Source organism: Saccharothrix syringae (assembly GCF_009498035.1).
Classification (GTDB): Bacteria; Actinomycetota; Actinomycetes; order Mycobacteriales; family Pseudonocardiaceae; genus Actinosynnema; species Actinosynnema syringae.
The window spans coordinates 4,213,798-4,233,585 of the sequence record NZ_CP034550.1 but is presented as its reverse complement, the minus strand read 5'-3'; the positions used below and the strand labels follow the sequence as shown (position 1 = coordinate 4,233,585).

15 protein-coding genes are annotated in these 19,788 nt (G+C 73.1%); 6 read left to right on the top strand and 9 right to left on the bottom strand.

Going from position 1 to position 19,788, the window contains the following annotated elements; genetic code table 11:
- The first annotated feature begins 163 nt into the window (after positions 1 to 163).
- The gene (locus tag EKG83_RS18575; protein WP_063741444.1) at positions 164 to 2,299 is read left to right on the top strand and encodes a flavin monoamine oxidase family protein; all 2,136 of its coding nucleotides are present in this window, start codon (positions 164 to 166) and stop codon (positions 2,297 to 2,299) included.
- On the top strand, positions 2,296 to 4,146 hold the full coding sequence (locus tag EKG83_RS18570; RefSeq protein ID WP_063741443.1) for an alpha-keto acid decarboxylase family protein: 1,851 nt from the start codon (positions 2,296 to 2,298) through the stop codon (positions 4,144 to 4,146). The genes EKG83_RS18575 and EKG83_RS18570 overlap by 4 nt, the downstream gene beginning before the upstream one ends.
- A gap of 69 nt (positions 4,147 to 4,215) precedes the next feature.
- On the opposite strand, the gene EKG83_RS18565 is transcribed toward EKG83_RS18570, so the two are convergent.
- The gene (locus EKG83_RS18565; protein ID WP_153278205.1) at positions 4,216 to 4,647 is read right to left on the bottom strand and encodes a DUF6114 domain-containing protein; all 432 of its coding nucleotides are present in this window, start codon (positions 4,645 to 4,647) and stop codon (positions 4,216 to 4,218) included.
- A gap of 126 nt (positions 4,648 to 4,773) precedes the next feature.
- On the bottom strand, positions 4,774 to 5,943 hold the full coding sequence (locus EKG83_RS18560) for a helix-turn-helix domain-containing protein (RefSeq protein ID WP_033434163.1): 1,170 nt from the start codon (positions 5,941 to 5,943) through the stop codon (positions 4,774 to 4,776).
- Between the two features lie 182 nt (positions 5,944 to 6,125).
- On the opposite strand from EKG83_RS18560, the gene EKG83_RS18555 reads away from it, so the two are divergent.
- The 3 genes from EKG83_RS18555 to EKG83_RS18545 all read left to right on the top strand — a co-directional run bounded on the left by EKG83_RS18555 (position 6,126) and on the right by EKG83_RS18545 (position 10,517).
- Entirely contained in the window at positions 6,126 to 7,367 is a 1,242-nt protein-coding gene (locus tag EKG83_RS18555) for a YncE family protein (RefSeq protein ID WP_033434162.1), read from the top strand.
- A gap of 225 nt (positions 7,368 to 7,592) precedes the next feature.
- Positions 7,593 to 8,837 carry a sialidase family protein gene (locus EKG83_RS18550; protein WP_051766659.1) on the top strand — a complete coding sequence of 415 codons (1,245 nt, stop codon included), beginning with the start codon at positions 7,593 to 7,595 and terminating at the stop codon, positions 8,835 to 8,837.
- A gap of 279 nt (positions 8,838 to 9,116) precedes the next feature.
- Positions 9,117 to 10,517 (top strand): cellulase family glycosylhydrolase, encoded by a 1,401-nt coding sequence (locus EKG83_RS18545; RefSeq protein ID WP_033434161.1) that lies wholly within the window; start codon positions 9,117 to 9,119, stop codon positions 10,515 to 10,517.
- Between the two features lie 54 nt (positions 10,518 to 10,571).
- Here EKG83_RS18545 and EKG83_RS18540 read toward each other — a convergent pair whose 3' ends face one another.
- The 5 genes from EKG83_RS18540 to EKG83_RS18520 are packed head-to-tail and all read right to left on the bottom strand — an operon-like array spanning position 10,572 to position 14,794.
- Positions 10,572 to 11,474: an alpha/beta hydrolase fold domain-containing protein gene (locus tag EKG83_RS18540; protein WP_033434160.1), complete on the bottom strand. Its 903-nt coding sequence runs from the start codon at positions 11,472 to 11,474 to the stop codon at positions 10,572 to 10,574.
- Positions 11,475 to 11,499: 25 nt separating this feature from the next.
- The gene (locus EKG83_RS18535; protein WP_033434159.1) at positions 11,500 to 11,931 is read right to left on the bottom strand and encodes a DUF3237 family protein; all 432 of its coding nucleotides are present in this window, start codon (positions 11,929 to 11,931) and stop codon (positions 11,500 to 11,502) included.
- Positions 11,928 to 12,518 carry a TetR/AcrR family transcriptional regulator gene (locus EKG83_RS18530; RefSeq protein ID WP_051766658.1) on the bottom strand — a complete coding sequence of 197 codons (591 nt, stop codon included), beginning with the start codon at positions 12,516 to 12,518 and terminating at the stop codon, positions 11,928 to 11,930. Before EKG83_RS18530 ends, EKG83_RS18535 begins: the two co-directional genes overlap by 4 nt.
- Positions 12,519 to 12,556: 38 nt before the next feature.
- A complete protein-coding gene (locus tag EKG83_RS18525; protein ID WP_033434158.1) occupies positions 12,557 to 13,402 on the bottom strand; it encodes an ATP-grasp domain-containing protein in 846 nt (281 codons plus the stop codon).
- Between the two features lie 24 nt (positions 13,403 to 13,426).
- On the bottom strand, positions 13,427 to 14,794 hold the full coding sequence (locus EKG83_RS18520) for a Gfo/Idh/MocA family protein (protein ID WP_033434157.1): 1,368 nt from the start codon (positions 14,792 to 14,794) through the stop codon (positions 13,427 to 13,429).
- A gap of 564 nt (positions 14,795 to 15,358) precedes the next feature.
- Here EKG83_RS18520 and EKG83_RS18515 point away from each other — a divergent pair.
- The gene (locus tag EKG83_RS18515; protein WP_051766657.1) at positions 15,359 to 16,093 is read left to right on the top strand and encodes an STAS domain-containing protein; all 735 of its coding nucleotides are present in this window, start codon (positions 15,359 to 15,361) and stop codon (positions 16,091 to 16,093) included.
- 44 nt (positions 16,094 to 16,137) lie between these two features.
- Here EKG83_RS18515 and EKG83_RS18510 read toward each other — a convergent pair whose 3' ends face one another.
- Both EKG83_RS18510 and EKG83_RS18505 read right to left on the bottom strand, forming a co-directional pair.
- The gene (locus EKG83_RS18510) at positions 16,138 to 17,994 is read right to left on the bottom strand and encodes an ABC transporter ATP-binding protein (protein WP_033434156.1); all 1,857 of its coding nucleotides are present in this window, start codon (positions 17,992 to 17,994) and stop codon (positions 16,138 to 16,140) included.
- Entirely contained in the window at positions 17,991 to 19,724 is a 1,734-nt protein-coding gene (locus EKG83_RS18505) for an ABC transporter ATP-binding protein (RefSeq protein WP_033434155.1), read from the bottom strand. Before EKG83_RS18505 ends, EKG83_RS18510 begins: the two co-directional genes overlap by 4 nt.
- Between the last annotated feature and the right edge of the window lie 64 nt (positions 19,725 to 19,788).

The following is a 19,788-nucleotide window of genomic DNA, read 5'->3' as shown; positions in this document are numbered from 1 at the left end:
GGGTTCGACACCAACGCACCACAGTGGACGGTCCAGGTCGCGTCACCCGGACCGTCCACGGCGCGTGACCGGGAATTCCCCCGGCCAGGTTGTCCCGCGCACCGACGAGTTGTCGTCGGTCGCGGCGGTTCCCGGTGCCGCGCGGCGCCACCACGATGGCCCCATGTCTGCCGCATCAGGGAACGACCAGTCCACCAGAGACCGATCCCGTTGGCGCACCTGCCAACAGCTCGCCCGCGAGCTGCTGCTCGTCGGCCCCGACGACGAGGACCTCAAGCTGAAGTACCTGGACGTCCTGCTCAAGGACGGCCTGCCGGCCACCGACGCGCCCAAGGACGTCCTGGTCGTCGGCGCGGGCGTCGCCGGCCTGGTGGCCGCCCGGCTGCTCACCGGCGCCGGGCACCGGGTGACGGTGCTGGAGGCCAACGGCAACCGGGTCGGTGGCCGCATCAAGACCTTCCGCACCGACCCGGCCCGCACCGACCCGGCCCGGCAACCGGTGTTCGCCGACCCGGCCCAGTACGGCGAGGCGGGCGCGATGCGGCTGCCGGACTTCCACCCGCTCACCCTCGGCCTGGTGGACTCGCTCGGCCTGGACCGCAGGCTGTTCTACAACGTGGACGTCGACCCGGCGACCGAGCAGCCGGTCGTCCCGCCACCGGTGTTCTACCGCTCGTTCACCGGCGCGACGTGGCCGCCGGGCGCCGAGCAGCCGGAGTTCCCCACCCCGGCCAAGCGCTTCCACACCTGGATCCGCGCCAACCAGGTGCAGGTGCGGCGCGCCGAGTACGCGCGCGACCCGGGCTCGGTCAACGAGGGCTTCCACCTGACCGGCGACGAGGTCCGCGTCACCGCCGCGCGCATGGTGCACGAGGCGCTGGAGGAGGTCCGCGACTACTACTCCGACCTCGTGGACGGCACGCGCGTGAACAAGCCCTTCGCCGAGTGGCTGGACGGCTGGGCGCGGGTGATCCACGACTTCGACGGCTACTCGATGGGCCGGTTCCTGCGCGAGCGGGCCGGGTTGAGCGACGAGGCGGTCGAGGCCATCGGCACCCTGGAGAACATGACCTCGCGGCTGCACCTGTCGTTCTTCCACACCTTCCTGGGCCGCAGCGACATCAACCCCGACGCCACCTACTGGGAGGTCGACGGCGGCAGTTGGCAGCTCCCCGAGCGGCTGTACGAGGACCTGGCACCCCGGGTGGAGCTGGGGCGCCGCGTGGTCGACATCGAGTACTGGGACCCGCGCCTGGACGACCCGCCCGGCTCGGTCGTCGGCCCCGACGGCCCCGCCGTGGCGATCCGCACCGTCGCCGAGGACGACCCGACCGGGCCCGCCACCACGTGGACCGGCGACCTGGCGATCATCGCGATCCCGTTCTCCAGCCTGCGGTTCGTCGACGTCACGCCCCCGATGTCCTACAAGAAGCGCCGCGCGGTCATCGAGATGCACTACGACCAGGCGACCAAGGTGCTGCTGGAGTTCTCGCGGCGCTGGTGGGAGTTCACTGAGGCGGACTGGCAGCGCGAGCTGGCCGCGATCGGCCCCGGCGTGCACGAGTTCTACCAGGCGCTGGACGAGTCCGATGACGACGCGGCGCACTCGGTGCCGGGCGTGCTGGACGGCGCGGCCACCGGGCTGCTGGGCGCGCACCCGAGCGTGGACGAGCGGGCCATCCCCGCGCCGCAGCTGGAGTACAACCGGAACCTGCCGCTGATCGGGCCCGCGGTGCGCCCGGCGACCAACGTCTTCGGCGGCGGCTCCACCACGGACAACCCGAACCGCTTCACGTACTACCCGTCGCACCCGGTGCCCGGCAGCGAGGGCGGCGTGGTGCTGGCGAGCTACAGCTGGTCCGACGACGCCGCGCACTGGGACTCCCTGGACGACCACCAGCGCTACGTCTACGCGCTGCGCAACCTCCAGGCCGTGCACGGCCGCCGCATCGAGGTCTTCTACACCGGGTACGGGCAGACGCAGAGCTGGCTGCGCGACCCGTACGCCTTCGGCGAGGCCGCGGTCTACACGCCGCACCAGATGACCAGCTTCCACCTGGACGTGGGCAAGCCCGAGGGGCCGCTGCACTTCGCGGGCGAGCACGTCTCGCTCAAGCACGCCTGGATCGAGGGCGCGGTCGAGACCGCGGTGCGCGCGGCGATCGCCGTGCACGAGGCGCCGCCGCCGGTCCGGTCGGCCGCCGTGCCTGCCGGTCGCCGCCCGGTCGAGGCGGAGATGGTGGCCGAGATCGGCACGGCGATGGGCGGGGACATGACCGCCGGGGTGATCGCGCCGTGAGCACCACCGTGGCCCGCTACCTGGCCCAGCGGCTCGGCGAACTGGGCATCGGGCACGTGTTCGGCGTGCCGGGCAACCACCTGGGCCCGTTCCTGACCGCACTGGCGGAGCGCCCCGGCCCGACCTGGGTCGGCACCCCGACCGAGGTGGGCGCCGGGTACGCCGCCGACGCCTACGCCCGCGTGCGCGGCGGCCCCCGGGTCGCCGCCGCGGCCTGCACCTACGGCGTGGGCGCGTTCAACCTGCTCAACCCGATCGGCGGCGCGTACGTGGAGTACGTGCCGATCATCGCGATCAACGCCTCGCCCACCTACGAGCAGTGGCTGAACTACCAGGCCGTCGGCCTGCTGACCTCGCACATGAGCCAGCGCCGGGAGAGCAACCTGGACGTGTACCGGCAGGTCACCGTCGACGCCCAGGTGATCGGCAACCCCGGGCTGGCCCCGGTGCAGGTCGACTCCGCGATCGTGGCCTGCCTGTCGGAGCGGCGGCCGGTGTACCTGGAGGTGATGGAGGACGTCTGGCGGGCGCCGTGCGACGAGCCGCGGGGCCTGCTGGTCGCCCGGCGGCGGCCGGTCACCGCGCGCAACGAGACCATGCTCGACCGGGCGGTGACCGACGCCGTGGCGCTGGTCGAGCGCCTGGGCACGCCGATCCTGTGGGCTGGCGAGGAGGTCGACCGGTTCGACCTCGCGGACCCCTTCCTCGACCTGGTCGAGTCCACCGGCATCCGGTTCTGCACCACCATCGGCGGCAAGGCGGTGGTCTCCGAGGACCACGAGGCGTTCGTCGGCGTCTACAACGGCAAGGCGTCCACCAAGACCGTCTACGAGATCTTCCAGAACGTGGCCAAGGTCCGGATCGGCATCGGCTCGTGGTCGACGTCGAAGAACCTCGGCGGCGAGAAGAGCATCGGCCCGGACTGGATCGTCGCCGCCCGCGAGGGCGTCAGCGTCGGCGCCTCCTACTACCCCGACGTGCGGCTGGAGGAGTTCGTCAAGGCGTTGCGCGCCCGGCTGCTGGAGCGGTTCGGGCCCGGGTACTTCGCCGCCGACTACTTCGCCCGCGGGCACGAGCTGGACACCGCGGTGCCGCGGAGCCGCGAGGCGCACCTGGCCCGGCAGCGGTCCGCCGAGCAGGTCGGCCCGGTCACCTACGACGCGCTGTTCCGGGCGGTCAACGCCCTGCTGGCGGCCGCGCCGGGCAGGTTCACCGTGGTCTCCGACGCCGGGTTCGCGCTGCTCGGCTCGATGGGCCTGCACATCGCCGAGCAGGACGGCTACCTGGCCCAGAACAGCTGGCTGTCCATCGGCTACTCGGTGGGGGCGACCACCGGCGTCGCCCTGGCCAAGCCGGACCGCCGGCCGCTGGTGTTCGTCGGCGACGGCTCGTTCCAGGAGACCGTGCAGGAGCTGTCCACCCACGTCCGGCACGGGCTGGCCCCGGTGATCTTCGTGCTGGACAACGAGGGCTTCTACGGCATCGAGCAGATGCTGGTGGCGCCCGGCTACTACCGGGAGCCGCCGACGCAGGAGGAGGACTACTACAACGTCCTGCACCGGTGGCGGTACAGCGCGCTGCCGGCGGTGTTCGGCACGGACGAGGCGCCGATGTCCGGCGTGGAGGTCCGCACCCTGGCCGACCTGGACGCGGTGCTGACCGGCCTGGCGGACGACACCGCCGCGGGCGGCCCGCTCGTCGTGCACGTCCACCTGTCCCGCCGGGACTACCCGGAGGCGATCGGCTACCAGGTCGAGGCCGCGGTCAAGGCCCTCGCACCGGCCCCGCGCGCGGCGGTCGACCGGGTCGAGCCCGCCGAGCGGCTCGAACCCGTCGCCGGGACGTGAGCCGACGCCGCGCGGGCGGTGCCGGTGGTGGCCGGCACCGCCCGCGCGGCGTCGGTCCCGGGCCCCGCGTCAGTCACCCATCTCGGGCAGCGGCGCCCGCCCGCCGGTCTCGTCGACCGGCACCCAGGCCACCGCGAGCGCACCGCCCAGCGCGGCGAGCACGAACCCGACCAGGAAGCCGCCCAGGCTGGCCTGCACCAGGCTGACCACCCCGGCGACCACCGCGGTCATCCCGGCGAAGTAGCGCAGCCCCGGCCGGCACAGCAGGGTCAGCCCGGCGGCGAGCAGCAGGGCGCCGAGCACCCAGCTGACCGCCGCGCCCGCACCGGCGAACCGCAGCACACCGCGGGACGTGGTGACCACCGTGACCAGCTCCACGCCGGCGCAGGCGGTGAGCACGCCCGCGGCGAACGGGCACGACTGCCGCCACCGGGTGAACCCGCGGGCGGTCGCCACCCGGTGCCGGTCCGCCTGCTCGGCCGGGTCCACGCGACGGTTCATCGGCACTCCTGGCCCCCGGCGGCGCGCCTGCGCGCGGTCGCGAGTGGACGGTGACCTCACGAATCCTCACCGCCGGCTGGTGTGACGTGCCATTCCCCGTAGGTATGACAGGGCGGGCACGGGGAGTCATCCCCGTGCCCGCGCGAGCCAGGTGCGCAGCGCCCACCAGGAGCGCAGCGTGTCCGGCACCGTCGAACGGGTGGCGGTGTCGTCCTCGCCCAGCGGCAGGGCGGTGATCTCCGCCAGCCGGTCGAGGCGGTACCGGACGGTGTTGGGGTGCAGGTGCAGGGCGACCGCGGTGTGGCCGAGCCGGTGCCCGTGGTCGAGGTAGGCCAGGGCGGTGCAGGCCAGCTCGCGGTGGAAGTCGTCGGCGGGGTCGAGCCTGGTCAGCAGGGCGTCGGTGAGCAGGTCGGCGAGCAGGGGCTGCGCGGCCAGCGCGGTCTCCGCGGCCAGCTCGACGAGGTGGTGCACCCCGCGCAGCCCCTGCCGGGCGGCGATGGCCAGGGCGGCGGTGCACAGGGCGTGCACGTCGCGCAGCCCGGTCAGCGGCACGGCGGGCGCGGCGATCAGCAGCACGGCGGGTGCGAGGTCGTCGGTGCCGGGCGGCTTGGCGGCCAGGCCGGTGAGGCGGCCCTCGACCAGGCCGTAGACGCCGCCGAGGCCGAGCAGGCGCTGTTCCAGGGCGCGGGCCAGGGCCGGGTCGGTGACGTCGGAGACCAGGCAGTAGTAGCGGCCGCCCGGCCGCAGCCCGGCCTGGTGGAGGTCGTCGGCCGCCGGCGGATCGGCGGCGCCGGGCAGGAGCAGCGCGCGCAGCAGCTGGGTGCGCACGTCGCGGGTGGTGCGGGAGAGCTGGAGCTCGGCGTGGTGGTAGCCGTTGACGATGTGGCGCTCCAGGGCGCCGGTGTAGCGGTCCAGGTCGAGCACCGCCTCCAGGATGACGTCGTCGGGCACCCCGGCGGCGCGGCTGCGGTCGATGGCGATGCGCACCGCGCGGGTGCGCCCGGCCTGGACGCCGCGCAGCAGGCCGGTGATGGGCACGCCCTGGGCGGCGCGGTCGGCGCCCAGCGCCTCGGCGGTGGCGAAGTCCTGGTCGTCGGGGTGCTCGGGGCGGGCCAGGGAGTCCAGCCCGGCGGCGAGCAGCACCTGCACGTGGCGGCGGTTCTCGGCCTCGGGCAGCCGCGCCACCTCGGGCGAGTGGGTCCGGGCGGCCAGCACCAGCTCGTCGAGGACCCGGTCGTCCGAGGCCATCGCTTCGAGCACCTGGCGCAGCAGCTCGCTGCGGTGCGCTGCGGGCACGGCACCTCCCGGTTGTGGCGGGACCACAACGGGCCGGCCGGGTTGTTGGCCGGCGGCCCCTACCACGGACGTGGTACGCGCTGGTTATGTGGTGCTACCGCACGGTAACAGCACGGCCGCCCACCGGGCGATCCCCGTTCCGCCGCACCGCCGCGACGAAGCCGTTCCCGTTTGGAGCCCCCATGCCGAAGACACCCCTCCCGCGTTCCCTCGGACTGGTCTGCGCAGGTCTGGTGACCGCCGCGCTCGCGGTGCCGACCCCCACCTCCGCCGCGCCGCTGAGGGAGGTGATGTTCGTCGGCAACAACTGGGACGGCACCGCGGACGTCATCGCCTCCGGCGGCGACTTCGCCCGGATCGCGCGGGTGAACGTCATCCCGGACCGGGAGGAGCGGCTGCGGGAGATCTACCTCAACCCGATCAAGCTGATCTTCTTCCTGGGCATCCGCAACGGCCCCGGCGAGGGGCACGACCAGTTCGTCGACGACATGTACACCACCCCCGACGGCACGGCCGTGGTGGTGTCGCGGCCCAGCTTCGCCGACGTGGTGTCGATCGACCTGGCCACCGGCCGGGTGAAGTGGCGGTTCCCGGTCTCCGGCTTCCGCTCCGACCACATGGCCGTGTCCCCGGACGGCCGGCGGGTCGCGGTGTCGGCCTCCACGTCGAACACCGTGCACGTCCTGGACATCACCACCGGGCAGCAGGTCGGCTCGTTCGCCACCGGCGACAAGCCGCACGAGAACGTCTTCACCGACGGCGGCACCCGGCTGTGGAACATGTCCATCGGCGAGGTCAACACCGACCTCGACGACCCCGGCTGGGACTTCACCAAGGGCGACCGGCGCATCACCGTCGTCGACACGACCACGTTCCGGCAGGTCGAGGTCATCGACATGCGGCAGCGGCTGGACGCCTTCGGCCGGTCGGACCTGTCCGACGCGGTGCGGCCGGTGGCGTTCACCCCGGACTGGTCGACGCTGTACTTCCAGCTCTCGTTCTTCAACGGGTTCCTGGAGTACGACGTGGCCGCCGACCGGATCACGCGGCTCAAGGAGCTGCCCAAGAACCCGAACACCAGCGAGGACCGCACCACCTGGGTCAACGACTCGCGCCACCACGGCCTGTCGATGAGCCCGGCGGGCGACAAGCTGTGCGTGGCCGGGACGATGGACGACTACGCCGTGGTGGTGGACCGCGCGTCGCTGCGCGAGGGGCCGCTGGTGCCGGCGTCGAAGCCGTACTGGGCCACGGTCAGCGGTGACGGGCGCAGCTGCGTGATCTCCGAGAGCGGCGCCGACCAGGTGACCGCGATCGACTTCGCGACCGGCCGGAAGGTGGTGTCGGTGCGGGTGGGCGACCACCCGCAGCGGGTGCGGATCGGGCACGTGCCGCAGGGGTGGACCGGGCCCTCGGGGCGGTGAACCCCCGCGCCGGGGTCTTGCGGGGGGGGGGCTCGCGGGAGCGAGCGGTGAAGCCCTGCAAGGCGAGCCTCGCGAGAACGAGCGGTGAAGCCCTGCGGGGAAGCGAGCGGGGAGCCGTCGGGAAGGCGGGCCGGGGATCCTCGGAGGAGGAGCCGGCGGTCGGCGGACCACCGGGAAGCCCGCCGGTTCCGGGCAACCCCTCCCTGCGAGCGAACACGGGGCACCATGCGACCGACCACGACCGCGGGGCTCGTCCTGAGCCTCGCCCTCGCGTCCACCACCGCACCGGCGGCGGCCCGACCGGCACCCGAGCCGGCCGCGGCCGCCGCCGAGTCGCACTCCGAGCGCATCCTGTTCAACGGCGGCGACGAGACCTTCAACGGCATCACCTACCACTCGTTCCGCATCCCGTCCCTGATCCGCACGACCAACGACACCCTGATCGCGTTCGTCGAGGGCCGGGCCGCCCACAACGGCGACTTCGGCAACATCAACCTGCTCTACAAGCGCTCCACGGACAACGGCGCCACCTGGTCGGGCCTGCGCGAGGTGATCGGCGCCGGGCAGGGCACGTGGGGCAACCCGACCGCCGTGGTCGACCGCTCGAACAACCGGGTCTGGCTGTTCGTGAACCACCAGCCCGAGGGCGCGGACCCGGTGGACTCCTGGGACGACCGGCAGGTGTGGGTGTCCTCCAGCGCCGACGACGGGCTGACCTGGTCCGCGCCGGTGGACGTGTCCGCGACCCTCAAGCCGCGCACCCTCGCCGGCGGCGGGAGCTGGAACTGGGACGCGGTCGGGCCCGGCGTGGGCGTGCAGACCACCGTGCGCGACCCCGGCCGGCTCGTCGTCCCCGCGCAGCACCGCACCATCTACAGCGACGACCACGGCGCCACGTGGCGGGTGCAGCCGCTGCGCACGACCTCCGGCGCGGCGATGGAGCAGACCGGCGAGGCCACGGTCCTGGAGCTGGCCGACGGCTCGCTGTACCGCAACGACCGGGCCACCTCGTCGGTGTGGGAAACGGGCAGGCGCCGCTACGTCGCGCGCGGCACGGTCGAGTCGGGCTTCACCCCGTTCGCGCCGGCGGACTGCCTGCTCGACCCCGAGAACGAGGCGTCGACCCTGCGGTACAACACCGACGCGCCGGCCCGGATCGTGTTCGTCAACTCGGCGAGCACCGGGACGCGGACGAAGATGCGCGTCCGGGTGAGCGAGGACGAGGGCCGGACCTGGGGCTACAGCCGCCCGTTCGCCGACGCGCCGCTGCCCGGCGAGAGCGCCACCTACCGGGAGGGCGGCTACTCCAGCACCGCCAAGACCGCCGACCACCACGTGGCCGCGCTGGTGGAGGTCAACGAGAACACGGCGAGCAGCGCGACGTCGCACCGCTCGATCGCCTTCCGCAAGGTCAACCTGCCCTGGATCAAGGGCGGCGTGGCGGAACCCGGCTGCGACGGCGGGATCTGACCCGGTCCGCCCGCCGCGCCGGGCGGAAGTTCCGGGAGCGGTCCCAGGTCCATCCCCGACGAGTGCGGTCGCGCCGGCGACTTTCACAGAAGCGACGACTCCACTCCGCGTAGACCTGGGGCCGACCGGGCTACCGGGTCCGCAGGACGACTACGCAGAGCAACGACCTACGACCCTATGTACGTCAAGCGCCCCAGCCTGTACGGTCCTCTTCCGAGGGAGCGCTCTCCACAGTTCTGGGAGCGCTCCCAGAAAATTGCCTACACGAGGAGGGGCTCAGTGAAGCGCTCCACCGCCGTCATGGCGGCTTGTGCGGTGGCCCTCGGTTCGGCGGCGGTGGCGCTGCCGAACGCGACGGCCGCAGCCCAGGGCTGCCGGGTCGACTACACCGTCACCAGCCAGTGGCAGGGCGGGTTCCAGGCCACCGTCCGGGTCACGAACCTCGGTGACGCGCTCACCGGGTGGTCGCTCGGGTTCGCGTTCCCCAGCAGCGCGCAGAAGGTCAGCCAGGGGTGGAACGCCACCTGGTCCCAGTCCGGCGCCTCGGTCACCGCGACCAACGTCGACTGGAACCGGTCCCTGGGCACCGGTGCGTCGACGGACCTCGGCCTGGTCGGCTCCTGGTCCGGCAGCAACCCCTCACCCACGTCGTTCACCCTCAACGGCGTAGCGTGCACGGGTTCGCCCACGACGACCAGCACGACCTCGACCACCACGACGACCACGAACCCGCCGGTGCCGCGCACGCCGGTCGAGGCCAACGGGCAGCTGCGGGTCTGCGGCGTCAACCTGTGCAACCAGTACAACCGCCCGATCCAGCTGCGCGGCATGAGCACGCACGGCATCCAGTGGTTCGACAAGTGCTACAACAACGCCTCGCTGGACGCGCTGGTCAACGACTGGAAGGCCGACCTGCTCCGCATCGCGATGTACGTGCAGGAGCAGGGCTACGAGACCAACCCGTCCGGGTTCACCAACCGGGTCAACAGCCTGGTCGACATGGCCGAGTCCCGCGGTCTGTACGCCCTGATCGACTTCCACACCCTCACCCCGGGCGACCCCAACTACAACCTGGACCGGGCCAAGACCTTCTTCTCCCAGGTCGCCTCCCGCAACGCCAACAAGCGCAACGTGATCTACGAGATCGCCAACGAGCCCAACGGCGTGAGCTGGCAGGGCATCAAGAACTACGCCGAGCAGGTCATCCCGGTGATCCGGGCGGCCGACCCCGACGCCGTCGTCATCGTCGGCACCCGCGCGTGGTCCTCGCTGGGCGTCTCGGAGGGCTCCAGCGAGACCGAGGTGATCAACAACCCGGTGAACGCCACCAACATCATGTACGCGTTCCACTTCTACGCCGCGTCCCACAAGGACAACTACCGCGCCACGGTGAGCCGGGCGGCCTCGCGCCTGCCGCTGTTCGTCACCGAGTTCGGCACGGTGCTGGCCACCGGCGGCGGCACCTACGACCAGGCCAGCACCGCGGCCTGGCTGGACCTGCTCGACAGCCTGAAGATCAGCTACGCGAACTGGACCTACTCGGACGCGAACGAGAGCAGCGCCGCGCTGCGGCCGGGCACCTGTAACGGCAGCAACTACTCCGGCAGCGGTGTGCTCACCGACTCCGGTGCGTACATCAAGAGCCGGATCAGCACGCCGGACAACTTCCCGACGAGCTGACCGCGCACGCGCGGGAGGAGGGCCGGGGCCTCGTCGCCCCGGCCCTCCTCCACGTCAGGACCTCGTCGCCCGCGCCACGTGCCCGGCCATGAGGTCGTACACCCGCCGGGTGACCTCCTCGTGGTCGCCGGTGAGGTTGTAGCCGTGGTCGACGCCCGGCACGACGTGGTGCTCGACCAGGGCGCCGACGGCGTCGAGCCGGCCCGCGTAGGCCGCGCCCTCGGGGTGGAGCCGGTCCAGCTCGGCGGTGACCACCAGGGCGGGCGCGATGCCCTCCAGGTGGTCGGCGTTGTCACCCCAGACCGGCGAGGCGAGGCGGTCGGCGCGGCGCGCGGGGTCGGGGATGTAGGCGGTGTCGAAGACCTCGGACAGCCACGGCGCGACGACCGGCCGCCGCCCGGCCGAGGGCTTGTCCTTGGCCCTGGCCACGAGGTTGAGCGGCGGGTAGTGCAGCACCTGGAGCGCGATGTCCGGGCCGCCGTGCTCCAGGGCCAGCCGCGCCGCGCCGGCCGCCAGGGAGCCGCCGGCGCTCTGCCCGCCCACGGACACCCGGCCCCAGCCGCGCTCCGGCGCGCACGCCCACCGGACCACGTCATAGACCTGCTCCACCGGCACCGGGAAGCGCTGCCGCGGCGCGAGGGCGTACGAGGTGTTGACCACCACCACGCCGGCGTGGGTGGCGAGGTAGCGGCACCACGGGTCGTCGTCGGCCGGCCGGCCCATGACGAACCCGCCGCCGTGGGCGTTGACGTGGACCGCCGGGGTGGGGGGACCCGCGGGCGGGTGGTAGAGCGTGGCCGCGACCTCGCCGTGCCGGGTCGGCACGGCGACCTCCTCGGTGCGGGCGGCGCACTCCGGGAACCGCGGTTGGCCGGGGCCCAGGCCCTTGGCCGCCGTGACCGACGCGAGCAGGCGCGCCGCGACGTCGGCGACGCGCGGGTGGGACAGGATCGACACGTCGGCTCCTCCGTGCTCGGGTGGCTCAGGCGCTCAGGACGCGGTGGAACTCCAGCGACACCCCGGTCAGCCGGCCGTTGACGAGGAGCGGGACCAGGGTGCCGACCAGGACCGCGTCGTTGAGCCACGCGTAGGGACCCTCGGCGGGCGCCCCGATGCGCGGCGAGGTCACCGCCCGCGGCCCGAGGGTGCCCTCGTTGGTGACGGTGAGGACCGCGCCGTCCCCGGTGCGGATCAGGTACTTGGCCGAGACGGTGGCGACCCCGTCGGGGCGCACCACGTTCCAGTCCGCGCCGATCGGCAGCACCTCGCCGGTGACGAGCGGGCCCTTGGCGGTGCCGCCGGTGATCGGGATGACGCGGAGGTGGCCCGCGGGCGTGACGCCCGCGTCGACCGGCGCGCCGACCAGCACCTCCAGCCGGACCACGGGTTCCAGTTCCAGGGCGGGGTTGGTCATCGGTCCACGTCCTCGCGGTGGTGCGTCAGGCCGAGGCCGCCCCACAGCCTCAGCAACCGGTCGGTGAACTCCTCGGCGTCGAGGTGCGGCCGGTCCGACAGCAGCCAGGCGTTGATGACCGCGCCCGTGCCCGCCGTGACGAACGCGGCCAGGTCGTCCAGGGTGTCCGGGCGGACCCCGCCGCCCACGGCCGCGCGCACGACGTGCCGGTTGACCGGGGCGAGGAGGTCGCCCAGCGCGCGGGTGAGGGCGAAGGCGCACGGGCCGGAGAGCACGGCCCGGTAGAACGCCCGGTGGTCGGCGAAGTGGCGGACCGCGGCCAGCACGGCGAGCCGGCCGGGCGCGCCGTCCCGGGGTGCCAGCAGCTCGTGCCGGACCAGGTCGAGCGCGGCCTCCACCAGCAGCGCGTCGCGGTCGCCGAAGTGCTGGTAGACGAGCTGCCTGCTGACGTCGGCGGCCTCCGCGAGGTCGGTGACGGGCACGGCGGACGTGCCGCGCTCGGACACCAGCCGCACGGCCGCCGCCAGCAGCGCCGCGCGCGAGCGCAGCACCCGGCGGTCCGGCGCGCGCGGTGCACTGGTGGTCACCGCCTGTTTATATACAGGTGTCGCCTACCGGACAAGTGTCAAGGAACGCGGCGCGACGTGATCAGCTCGATCACCACCTCGGGCGCGACGGTGCCCGGGCGGTCGCTGACCTGCCCGTCGCCGAGCTCCACCACGCGCCACGCGCCGTCGTCGCGCCGCACCAGGTCGGCGGTGACGAACGGCAGCCCCAAGCCCGCCACCAGGGGTGCCACCGCGGCCAGGTCGGGGTCGGCGGGGAGTTCGCCCGGCGTGTCCGGGTGCGGGCCGACCAGCCGGCACGCGCCGTCCACCCACCAGGTGCGGACCTCGGCGGAGGCGAACCGCTCGAAGCGGCGCAGCACGAACCCGCCGACCACGTCCTCCCGCAGCTCGCGGAACCGCCGCGCGACCGCCCAGGCGGCGTCGGCGTCGGCCAGGTCCGGGATGAACGCGGCCTCGTGCCAGTGGTGCTTCATCGACTTGGTGTAGTCGCGCAGCACCGCGGGGCCGGTGCCGAGCGAGCGGCGTGCCCGCTCGAACGCCTCCCGGTCGTCGCCGGCGGTCCACGCCGAGGGCGGGGTGACCTCGGCCAGGTCGGCGTACCAGCCGGGCAGCTCGTGCGCCCGCCGGTACTGCCCGGCGCCGGTCCGCGGGGTCGCGCCGCGCCGCTCCAGGGCCCGGGCGAACTCCGCGTACCGGGCGCTGTCGAGCATCCAGCCGCGGTAGACCGCCTCGTCGCCGCCGGGCACCCGGCGCACCGCCCGGTCGGCGTCGCCGGCGGCGAGCAGGTCGTGGTCGACCAGGGCGACCTCCACCCCGGCCGCGCAGGCGGCGTCCGCCTCGGGGGCGAAGTGCGCGTCCACTCGGCGGGGGTGGAGCACGTCGGCGGGTACGAGCAGGATCACCGCCGCATGGTGCCACGGGGTGGATCACCAGTCCGCGCTCAACCCCAGGTCCGCGAGCCGCACCGCCCGTCCCTCCTCCAGCGACCGGTTCGCCGCGATGCCGACCCCCGCGCTCCGCACCCCGTCCAGCACCCCGGCCCGGCGCCCCAGCGGGTCCTCGGCACCACCGGGCCGGAACACGTCGTCGAGCAGGTGGGCGTCACCGCCGCCGTGGGGCCCGTCCCCCTCCGGCACCGGCACCTCCTCCGCCACCGACCAGTGCCGCTGCCACAGCAGGCGCTCCCCCGCCGGGCGCGGGTTCGCCGCCGACGCGGCCCCGGGGCGGTCCGGCGTCGCGCTCGGGTCGACCGCGGGCCGCCCGACCACACCGGCCGCGCCGGCGGGCAGCACGTGGCCGCGCTCCACCACGTCCAGCTCCAGCCGGCCCGCCGTGCCGTTCACCGCGACCCGGTAGCCCTCCCACGGCGAGTGGGCGTTGAGCGAGTAGCTCAGGGACGCGCCCGAGCGGTACCCGACGACCACCGACAGGTTGTCCTCGGTGGTGATGCCCGCGCCGAACACGTCGCGGTCGCGCAGGTAGCCGTCGTCGGCTTCGGCCTCCAGGTAGAGCCTGCGCAGGACGTCGTCGGCGGCGAGGTCCAGGGCGAACGGGTCGGTCGCCGCGCCCGGCGCACCGGTGGAGCGCTCCGGCCGGGGCCCCAGGCCGCGCGCGGCGGCGTTGTCCGCGCCGTAGAAGCGCAGTCCACCCAACGCGAACACGGTTTCCGGCACGTCGTCGAGCCACCAGTCGACCAAATCGAAGTGATGGCTCGCCTTGTGCACCAGCAACCCGCCGGAATGCGCTTTTTCCCTGTGCCAGCGCCGGAAGTAGTCGGCGCCGTGCACGGTGTCCAGCACCCACTCGAAGTGCACGGAGGTGACCCGCCCGATCGCACCCTCCGCGATGAGCCGGCGCAGCTCGCCGTTGCGCGGCGAGTAGCGGTAGTTGAACGTCACGACCAGCCGGCCGGTCGACGAGGCGACGGCGTCGGCGATGGCCCGCGCCCCCTCGGCGGTGGTGGTCAGCGGCTTCTCCACCACGACGTCGCACCCGGCGCGCAGCGCGGCGACCGCGTAGTGGTGGTGGGTGGCGTCCGGCGAGGTCACGACCACCGCGTCCGGCCGCTGCTCGCGCAGCAGGTCGGCGAACCGGTCGGGCGCGTAGCGCGCGGGGGCGTGGCCCAGCACCCCGTCGTAGTAGGACATCCGGGTCGGGCTCGGGTCGCACCAGGCCACCACCTCGCCGTCGTCGGCGTACTTCCCCGCCAGCGCCTCCACGTACATCGCGGCGCGGTGGCCGACGCCGACGACGGCGTAGCGGCGCCGGGACCGTCCACTGTGGTTCGACCGCACTGCGCTCCTCCGGTTTCAGGGTGCCTGGACGAGTCCTCCGTGCCGCACGGCCCAGCCCGAGCGGTGGAACGCCGGGCCGCGCGGGACGTGGCCGCGCACCTGCTCTCGCCGGGGCACACCCGGCCGGTCCGCCCTCCGGCGCGGTGCCCTGCGGGTCCACCTTCGCCGGCGGGCACGCCGCGGCGCGGGTGGTGCTCGACCCCGGGTCGACCCCGGGGCGAAATCCCCGGCGCGTGGAATATCATGAATGCGCTCGCCCGCGCCCGGAGCGGTGAATATGCTCCTTTTCGGGAACACCACCGACGTGGCCGAACCGGGAAATCTTCCCACAAAAAGGGCGAATGGAGCAATGGATCAGGACAGCGGCACCCCGGCTCGATTCACGTGCTCCGCACCGCCGAACGGGTGAGTACCGCCGGTATTTCCTCCTCAATGGATGCCGACGAACGGGTGACTCACCGCCGGAAAGGCATGCTGAGAGTGACACGGTCCGAACCAAGAGCTATGACAGTTCTGGAGGAACCGACCAGGACGAACGGCGACCAGTCGGGGGCGGAGACCTGAGTGACCGACACCGGACTGTCGCTGCGGGCGATGAACCACGGCGACGTGGTGCTGTTGTCCCCGACGGGACGACTCGACCTTTCGACTTACGTGAGCATGCGCGACGGGCTGCTCAAGCACGTGGCGGAGCAACCGCGCGCCGTCATCGTGGTGCTCGGCCCGGCGCTCGAACTGGGCAGCGACCCCCTGGCGAGCGTCTTCGCCGCGGTGTGGATGCGCTGCTGCCGCTGGCCCTGCGTGCCGCTGCTGCTGGTGGCCACCACCGCGCGCCACCGCGCGATGCTCGCGCGCACCGGCCTGAGCCGGTTCGTGCCGTGCCACGACCGGCTGGACGCCGCCCTGGAGGCGACGACCTCGCCGACGTGGCGGCAGCGCAACGAGATGCAGGTGCCCGCGGACACCGACGCGCCGCACCTGGCCCGCGACTTCGCCCGGCGCACGTGCACCCGGTGGGGGCTGCGCGAGGTGTGCCCCCGCGCGGTGCTGCTGGCCGGTGAGCTGGTCGACATCACGCAGGCCCACACCAGCGCGACCCTGGTGCTGCGGATCGAGCGGTTCCCCGACCAGCTGACCGTCGCGGTCCGGCACACCGGCCCGTCGCCGCGGGGCGCCGCCCGCCGCCTCGACCTCACCCGCATCCACCGCCTCAGCACCGCCTGCGGCAACACGCCCACCCTGGACGAGGGCCGCGTGCTGTGGGCCGCGATCGCGCTGGACCCGGTGGCGTCGACCTGAGGTGACCCGCCGGCACGTGCCGGCGGGTCACCTCCCTCCCCCGGTCAGGCCGCCGAGAACTGGGCCGAGTAGAGCCGGTGGTAGGCGCCCCCGGCCGCGATCAGCTCGTCGTGCGTGCCCTGCTCCACGATCCGCCCCGACTCCATCACCAGGATCAGGTCGGCGTCGCGGATGGTGGACAGCCGGTGCGCGATGACGAAGCTCGTGCGCGACGTGCGCAGCGCCGCCATCGCCCGCTGCACCAGCGCCTCGGTCCGCGTGTCCACCGAGCTGGTCGCCTCGTCCAGGATCAGCAGCGGCGGGTCGGCCAGGAACGCGCGGGCGATGGTCAGCAACTGCTTCTCACCCGCGCTGATGTTCGTGCCCTCCTCGTCGATCACGGTGTCGTAGCCGTCGGTCAGGGTGCGGACGAAGTGGTCGACGTGCGCGGCCCGCGCGGCGGCCAGGACCTCCTCCTCCGTGGCACCGGGCCTGCCGTAGGCGATGTTGTCACGGATCGTGCCGCCGAACAGCCAGGTGTCCTGCAGCACCATGCCGACCTGCGAGCGCAGGTCCTCGCGGCGCAGCCGGGTGATGTCCACCCCGTCGAGGGTGATCCGGCCGCCGTCCAGCTCGTAGAACCGCATCACCAGGTTGACCAGCGTGGTCTTGCCCGCGCCGGTCGGTCCCACGATGGCCACCGTCTGGCCGGGTTCGGCGACCAGCGACAGGTCCTCGATGAGCGGCTGCTCGGGCCGGTAGGAGAAGTCGACGCCGGTGAACTCGACCCGGCCGCGGCGCCGCTCGGGCAGCGGGGCGTCCGCCGGGTCGGGCAGCTGCTCCTCGGCGTCGAGCAGCTCGAACACGCGCTCGGCCGAGGCGACGCCGGACTGCATCAGGGTGGCCATCGAGGCGACCTGGGTCAGCGGCTGGGTGAACTGGCGCGAGTACTGGATGAACGCCTGCACCTCGCCCAGGGTCATCGCGCCCGAGGTGATCCGCAGCGCGCCGACCACCGCGATCACCACGTAGCTGATGTTGGACAGGAACATCATCACCGGCATGATCAGCCCGGAGATGAACTGGGCGCCCAGCGCCGAGCCCAGCAGCTCGTCGTTGCGGCGGCGGAACTCGGCCTCCGACTCGCGCTGCCGCCCGAACACCTTGACCAGCTGGTGCCCGGTGAACGCCTCCTCGATGTGCGCGTTGAGCGCGCCGGTGTGCTTCCACTGCGCCACGAACAGCTGCTGCGAGCGCTTGCCGATCCGGCCGGTCACCACCATCGACACGGGGATCAGCAGCAGCGCGATCACCGCCAGCAGCGGTGAGATCGACACCATCATCGCCAGCACGCCGACCACGGTCAGCAGGGACGTCAGCAGCTGGCTCAGCGTCTGCTGGAGGGTCATGGCGACGTTGTCGATGTCGTTGGTGACGCGCGAGAGCAGCTCGCCGCGCGGCTTGTCGTCGAAGTAGCGCAGGGGCAGCCGGTGCAGCTTCACCTCGACGTCGGCCCGCAGCTGGAACACCACCCGCTGCACCACGCCGTTGAGCAGCCTGCCCTGCGCCCACCCGAACAGCGAGGACGCCAGGTACAGGGCCATCACCCAGGCGAGCACCCAGCCCAGCGCGGGGAAGTCGATGCCCGCGCCGGGCACGCCGCGCATCCGCGCCAGCACGCCGTCGAAGATGATGTCGGTGGCGTGGCCGAGGATCTTCGGCCCCACCACGGCGAGCGCCACGCTGACCACGCCCAGCGCGACCACGGCCCCGAACGCGCGGCGCTCCGGGTGCAGGCGGGCGGCCAGCCTGCGGGCCGAGGGCTTGAAGTCCTTCGCCTTGCCCATGGGCATGCCCATGCCCGGGAAGCCGCCACCGCCCATCCGCGTGGGCTGCGACCGGGTCTCGGTGTTGGTGCTCATGCGGCCTGCTCCGGGGTCAGCTGGGAACGGACGATCTCGACGTAGGTCGGGCAGGTCTCCAGCAGCTCGTGGTGGGTGCCGACGCCGACGACCGACCCGTCGTCGAGCACCACGATCCGGTCGGCGTCGACGACGGTGGAGACCCGCTGCGCCACCACGAGCACGACCGCCCGCCGGGTGTGCGGGCGCAGGGCGGCGCGCAGCCGGGCGTCGGTGGCCAGGTCGAGCGCGGAGAACGCGTCGTCGAACAGGTAGACGTCGGGCCTGCGGACCAGCGCCCGCGCGATGGACAGCCGCTGCCGCTGGCCGCCCGAGACGTTGGTGCCGCCCTGCGAGATCGGCGCGTCCAGGCCGCCGGGCATCTGCTCGACGAAGTCGCGGGCCTGCGCGACCTCCAGCGCCTCCCACAGCTCCTCGTCGGTGGCGTCGGGCCTGCCGTAGCGCAGGTTGCTGGCCACCGTCCCGCTGAACAGGTAGGGCCGCTGCGGCACCAGGCCGATGCGGCCGCACAGGGTGTCCGGGTCGACCTCCCGCACGTCCGCGCCGCTGACCAGCACGGTGCCGTCGGTGACGTCGACCAGCCGCGGCACCAGGGACAGCAGCGTGGTCTTGCCCGCGCCGGTGCTGCCGATGACGGCGGTGGTCTGCCCCGCCTCGGCGCGGAAGGAGACCCCGCGCAGCACGGGGTCGGCCGCGCCGGGGTAGCGGAACCCGGCGCCGCGGAACTCCACCGAGGGCCCCGTGGGCAGGACGGTGACGGCGGCGGTGGGCGGCACCACGGACGACTCGGTGTCGAGCACCTCGTTGATCCGCTCGGCGCAGACCGCGGCGCGCGGGATCATCATCGAGATGAACGTCGCCATCATCACCGAGACCAGGATCTGCATCAGGTAGCTCACGAACGCGGTCAGCGAGCCGACCTGCATCTGCCCCGCGTCGACCCGGTGCGCGCCGAACCACAGCACGGCGACGCTGGACGCGTTGAGCAGGAGCATGACCGTGGGGAAGATCAGGGCCTGGAGCCTGCCCACGCGCAGCGCGGTGTCGGTCAGCGCGGCGTTGGCCTCGCCGAACCGGCGGGTCTCGGCCTCCTCGCGGACGAAGGCGCGGACCACCCGGATGCCCGACAGCTGCTCCCGCAGCACCCGGTTGACCGCGTCGATGCGCTCCTGCATGCGGCGGAACTGCGGCACCATCCGCACCACGATCAGCCCGATGGCCAGTGCCAGCGCCGGCACGCAGACCAGCAGCAGCCAGGACAGCCCCACGTCCTCCTGGAGGGCCATGACGATGCCCGCCACACAGGTGATGGGCGCGGACACCAGCATGGTGCACCCCATCACCACCAGCATCTGGACCTGCTGCACGTCGTTGGTGGAGCGGGTGATCAGCGAGGAGGGCCCGAACGCGGACACCTCGCGGGCGGAGAACTCGCCGACGCGGTGGAAGACCGCGGACCGGACGTCGCGCCCGAAGCTCATGGCGGTGCGGGCGCCGTAGTAGACGGCACCGACGGAGCAGGCGATCTGCACCAGCGAGACCCCCAGCATCCACCACCCGGTGCTCAGGATGTAGCCGGTGTCACCGGTGGCGACGCCGGAGTCGATGATGTCGGCGTTGAGGCTGGGCAGGTACAGCGAGGCGATGGTGCCGATGAGCTGGAGCACGAGCACCGCGCCCAGCTCACGGCGGTACGGCGGCAGGTAGCCGCGCAGCAATCGGGTCAACAAGGACGATTCCCCCATAAGAAACTGCTCGTGTCTTACCCTGGGCAAGGTAGACCGAAATTTTAAG

Excerpts from the sequence above, each read along its gene's own strand:
- EKG83_RS18535 (WP_033434159.1), bottom strand. The coding sequence starts at position 11,931 with ATGACCAACCCCGCCCTGGAACTGGAACCCGTGGTCCGGCTGGAGGTG.
- EKG83_RS18565 (WP_153278205.1), bottom strand. The coding sequence starts at position 4,647 with ATGAACCGTCGCGTGGACCCGGCCGAGCAGGCGGACCGGCACCGGGTG.
- EKG83_RS18555 (WP_033434162.1), top strand. The coding sequence starts at position 6,126 with ATGCCGAAGACACCCCTCCCGCGTTCCCTCGGACTGGTCTGCGCAGGT.
- EKG83_RS18575 (WP_063741444.1), top strand. The coding sequence starts at position 164 with ATGTCTGCCGCATCAGGGAACGACCAGTCCACCAGAGACCGATCCCGT.
- EKG83_RS18550 (WP_051766659.1), top strand. The coding sequence starts at position 7,593 with ATGCGACCGACCACGACCGCGGGGCTCGTCCTGAGCCTCGCCCTCGCG.
- EKG83_RS18510 (WP_033434156.1), bottom strand. The coding sequence starts at position 17,994 with ATGAGCACCAACACCGAGACCCGGTCGCAGCCCACGCGGATGGGCGGT.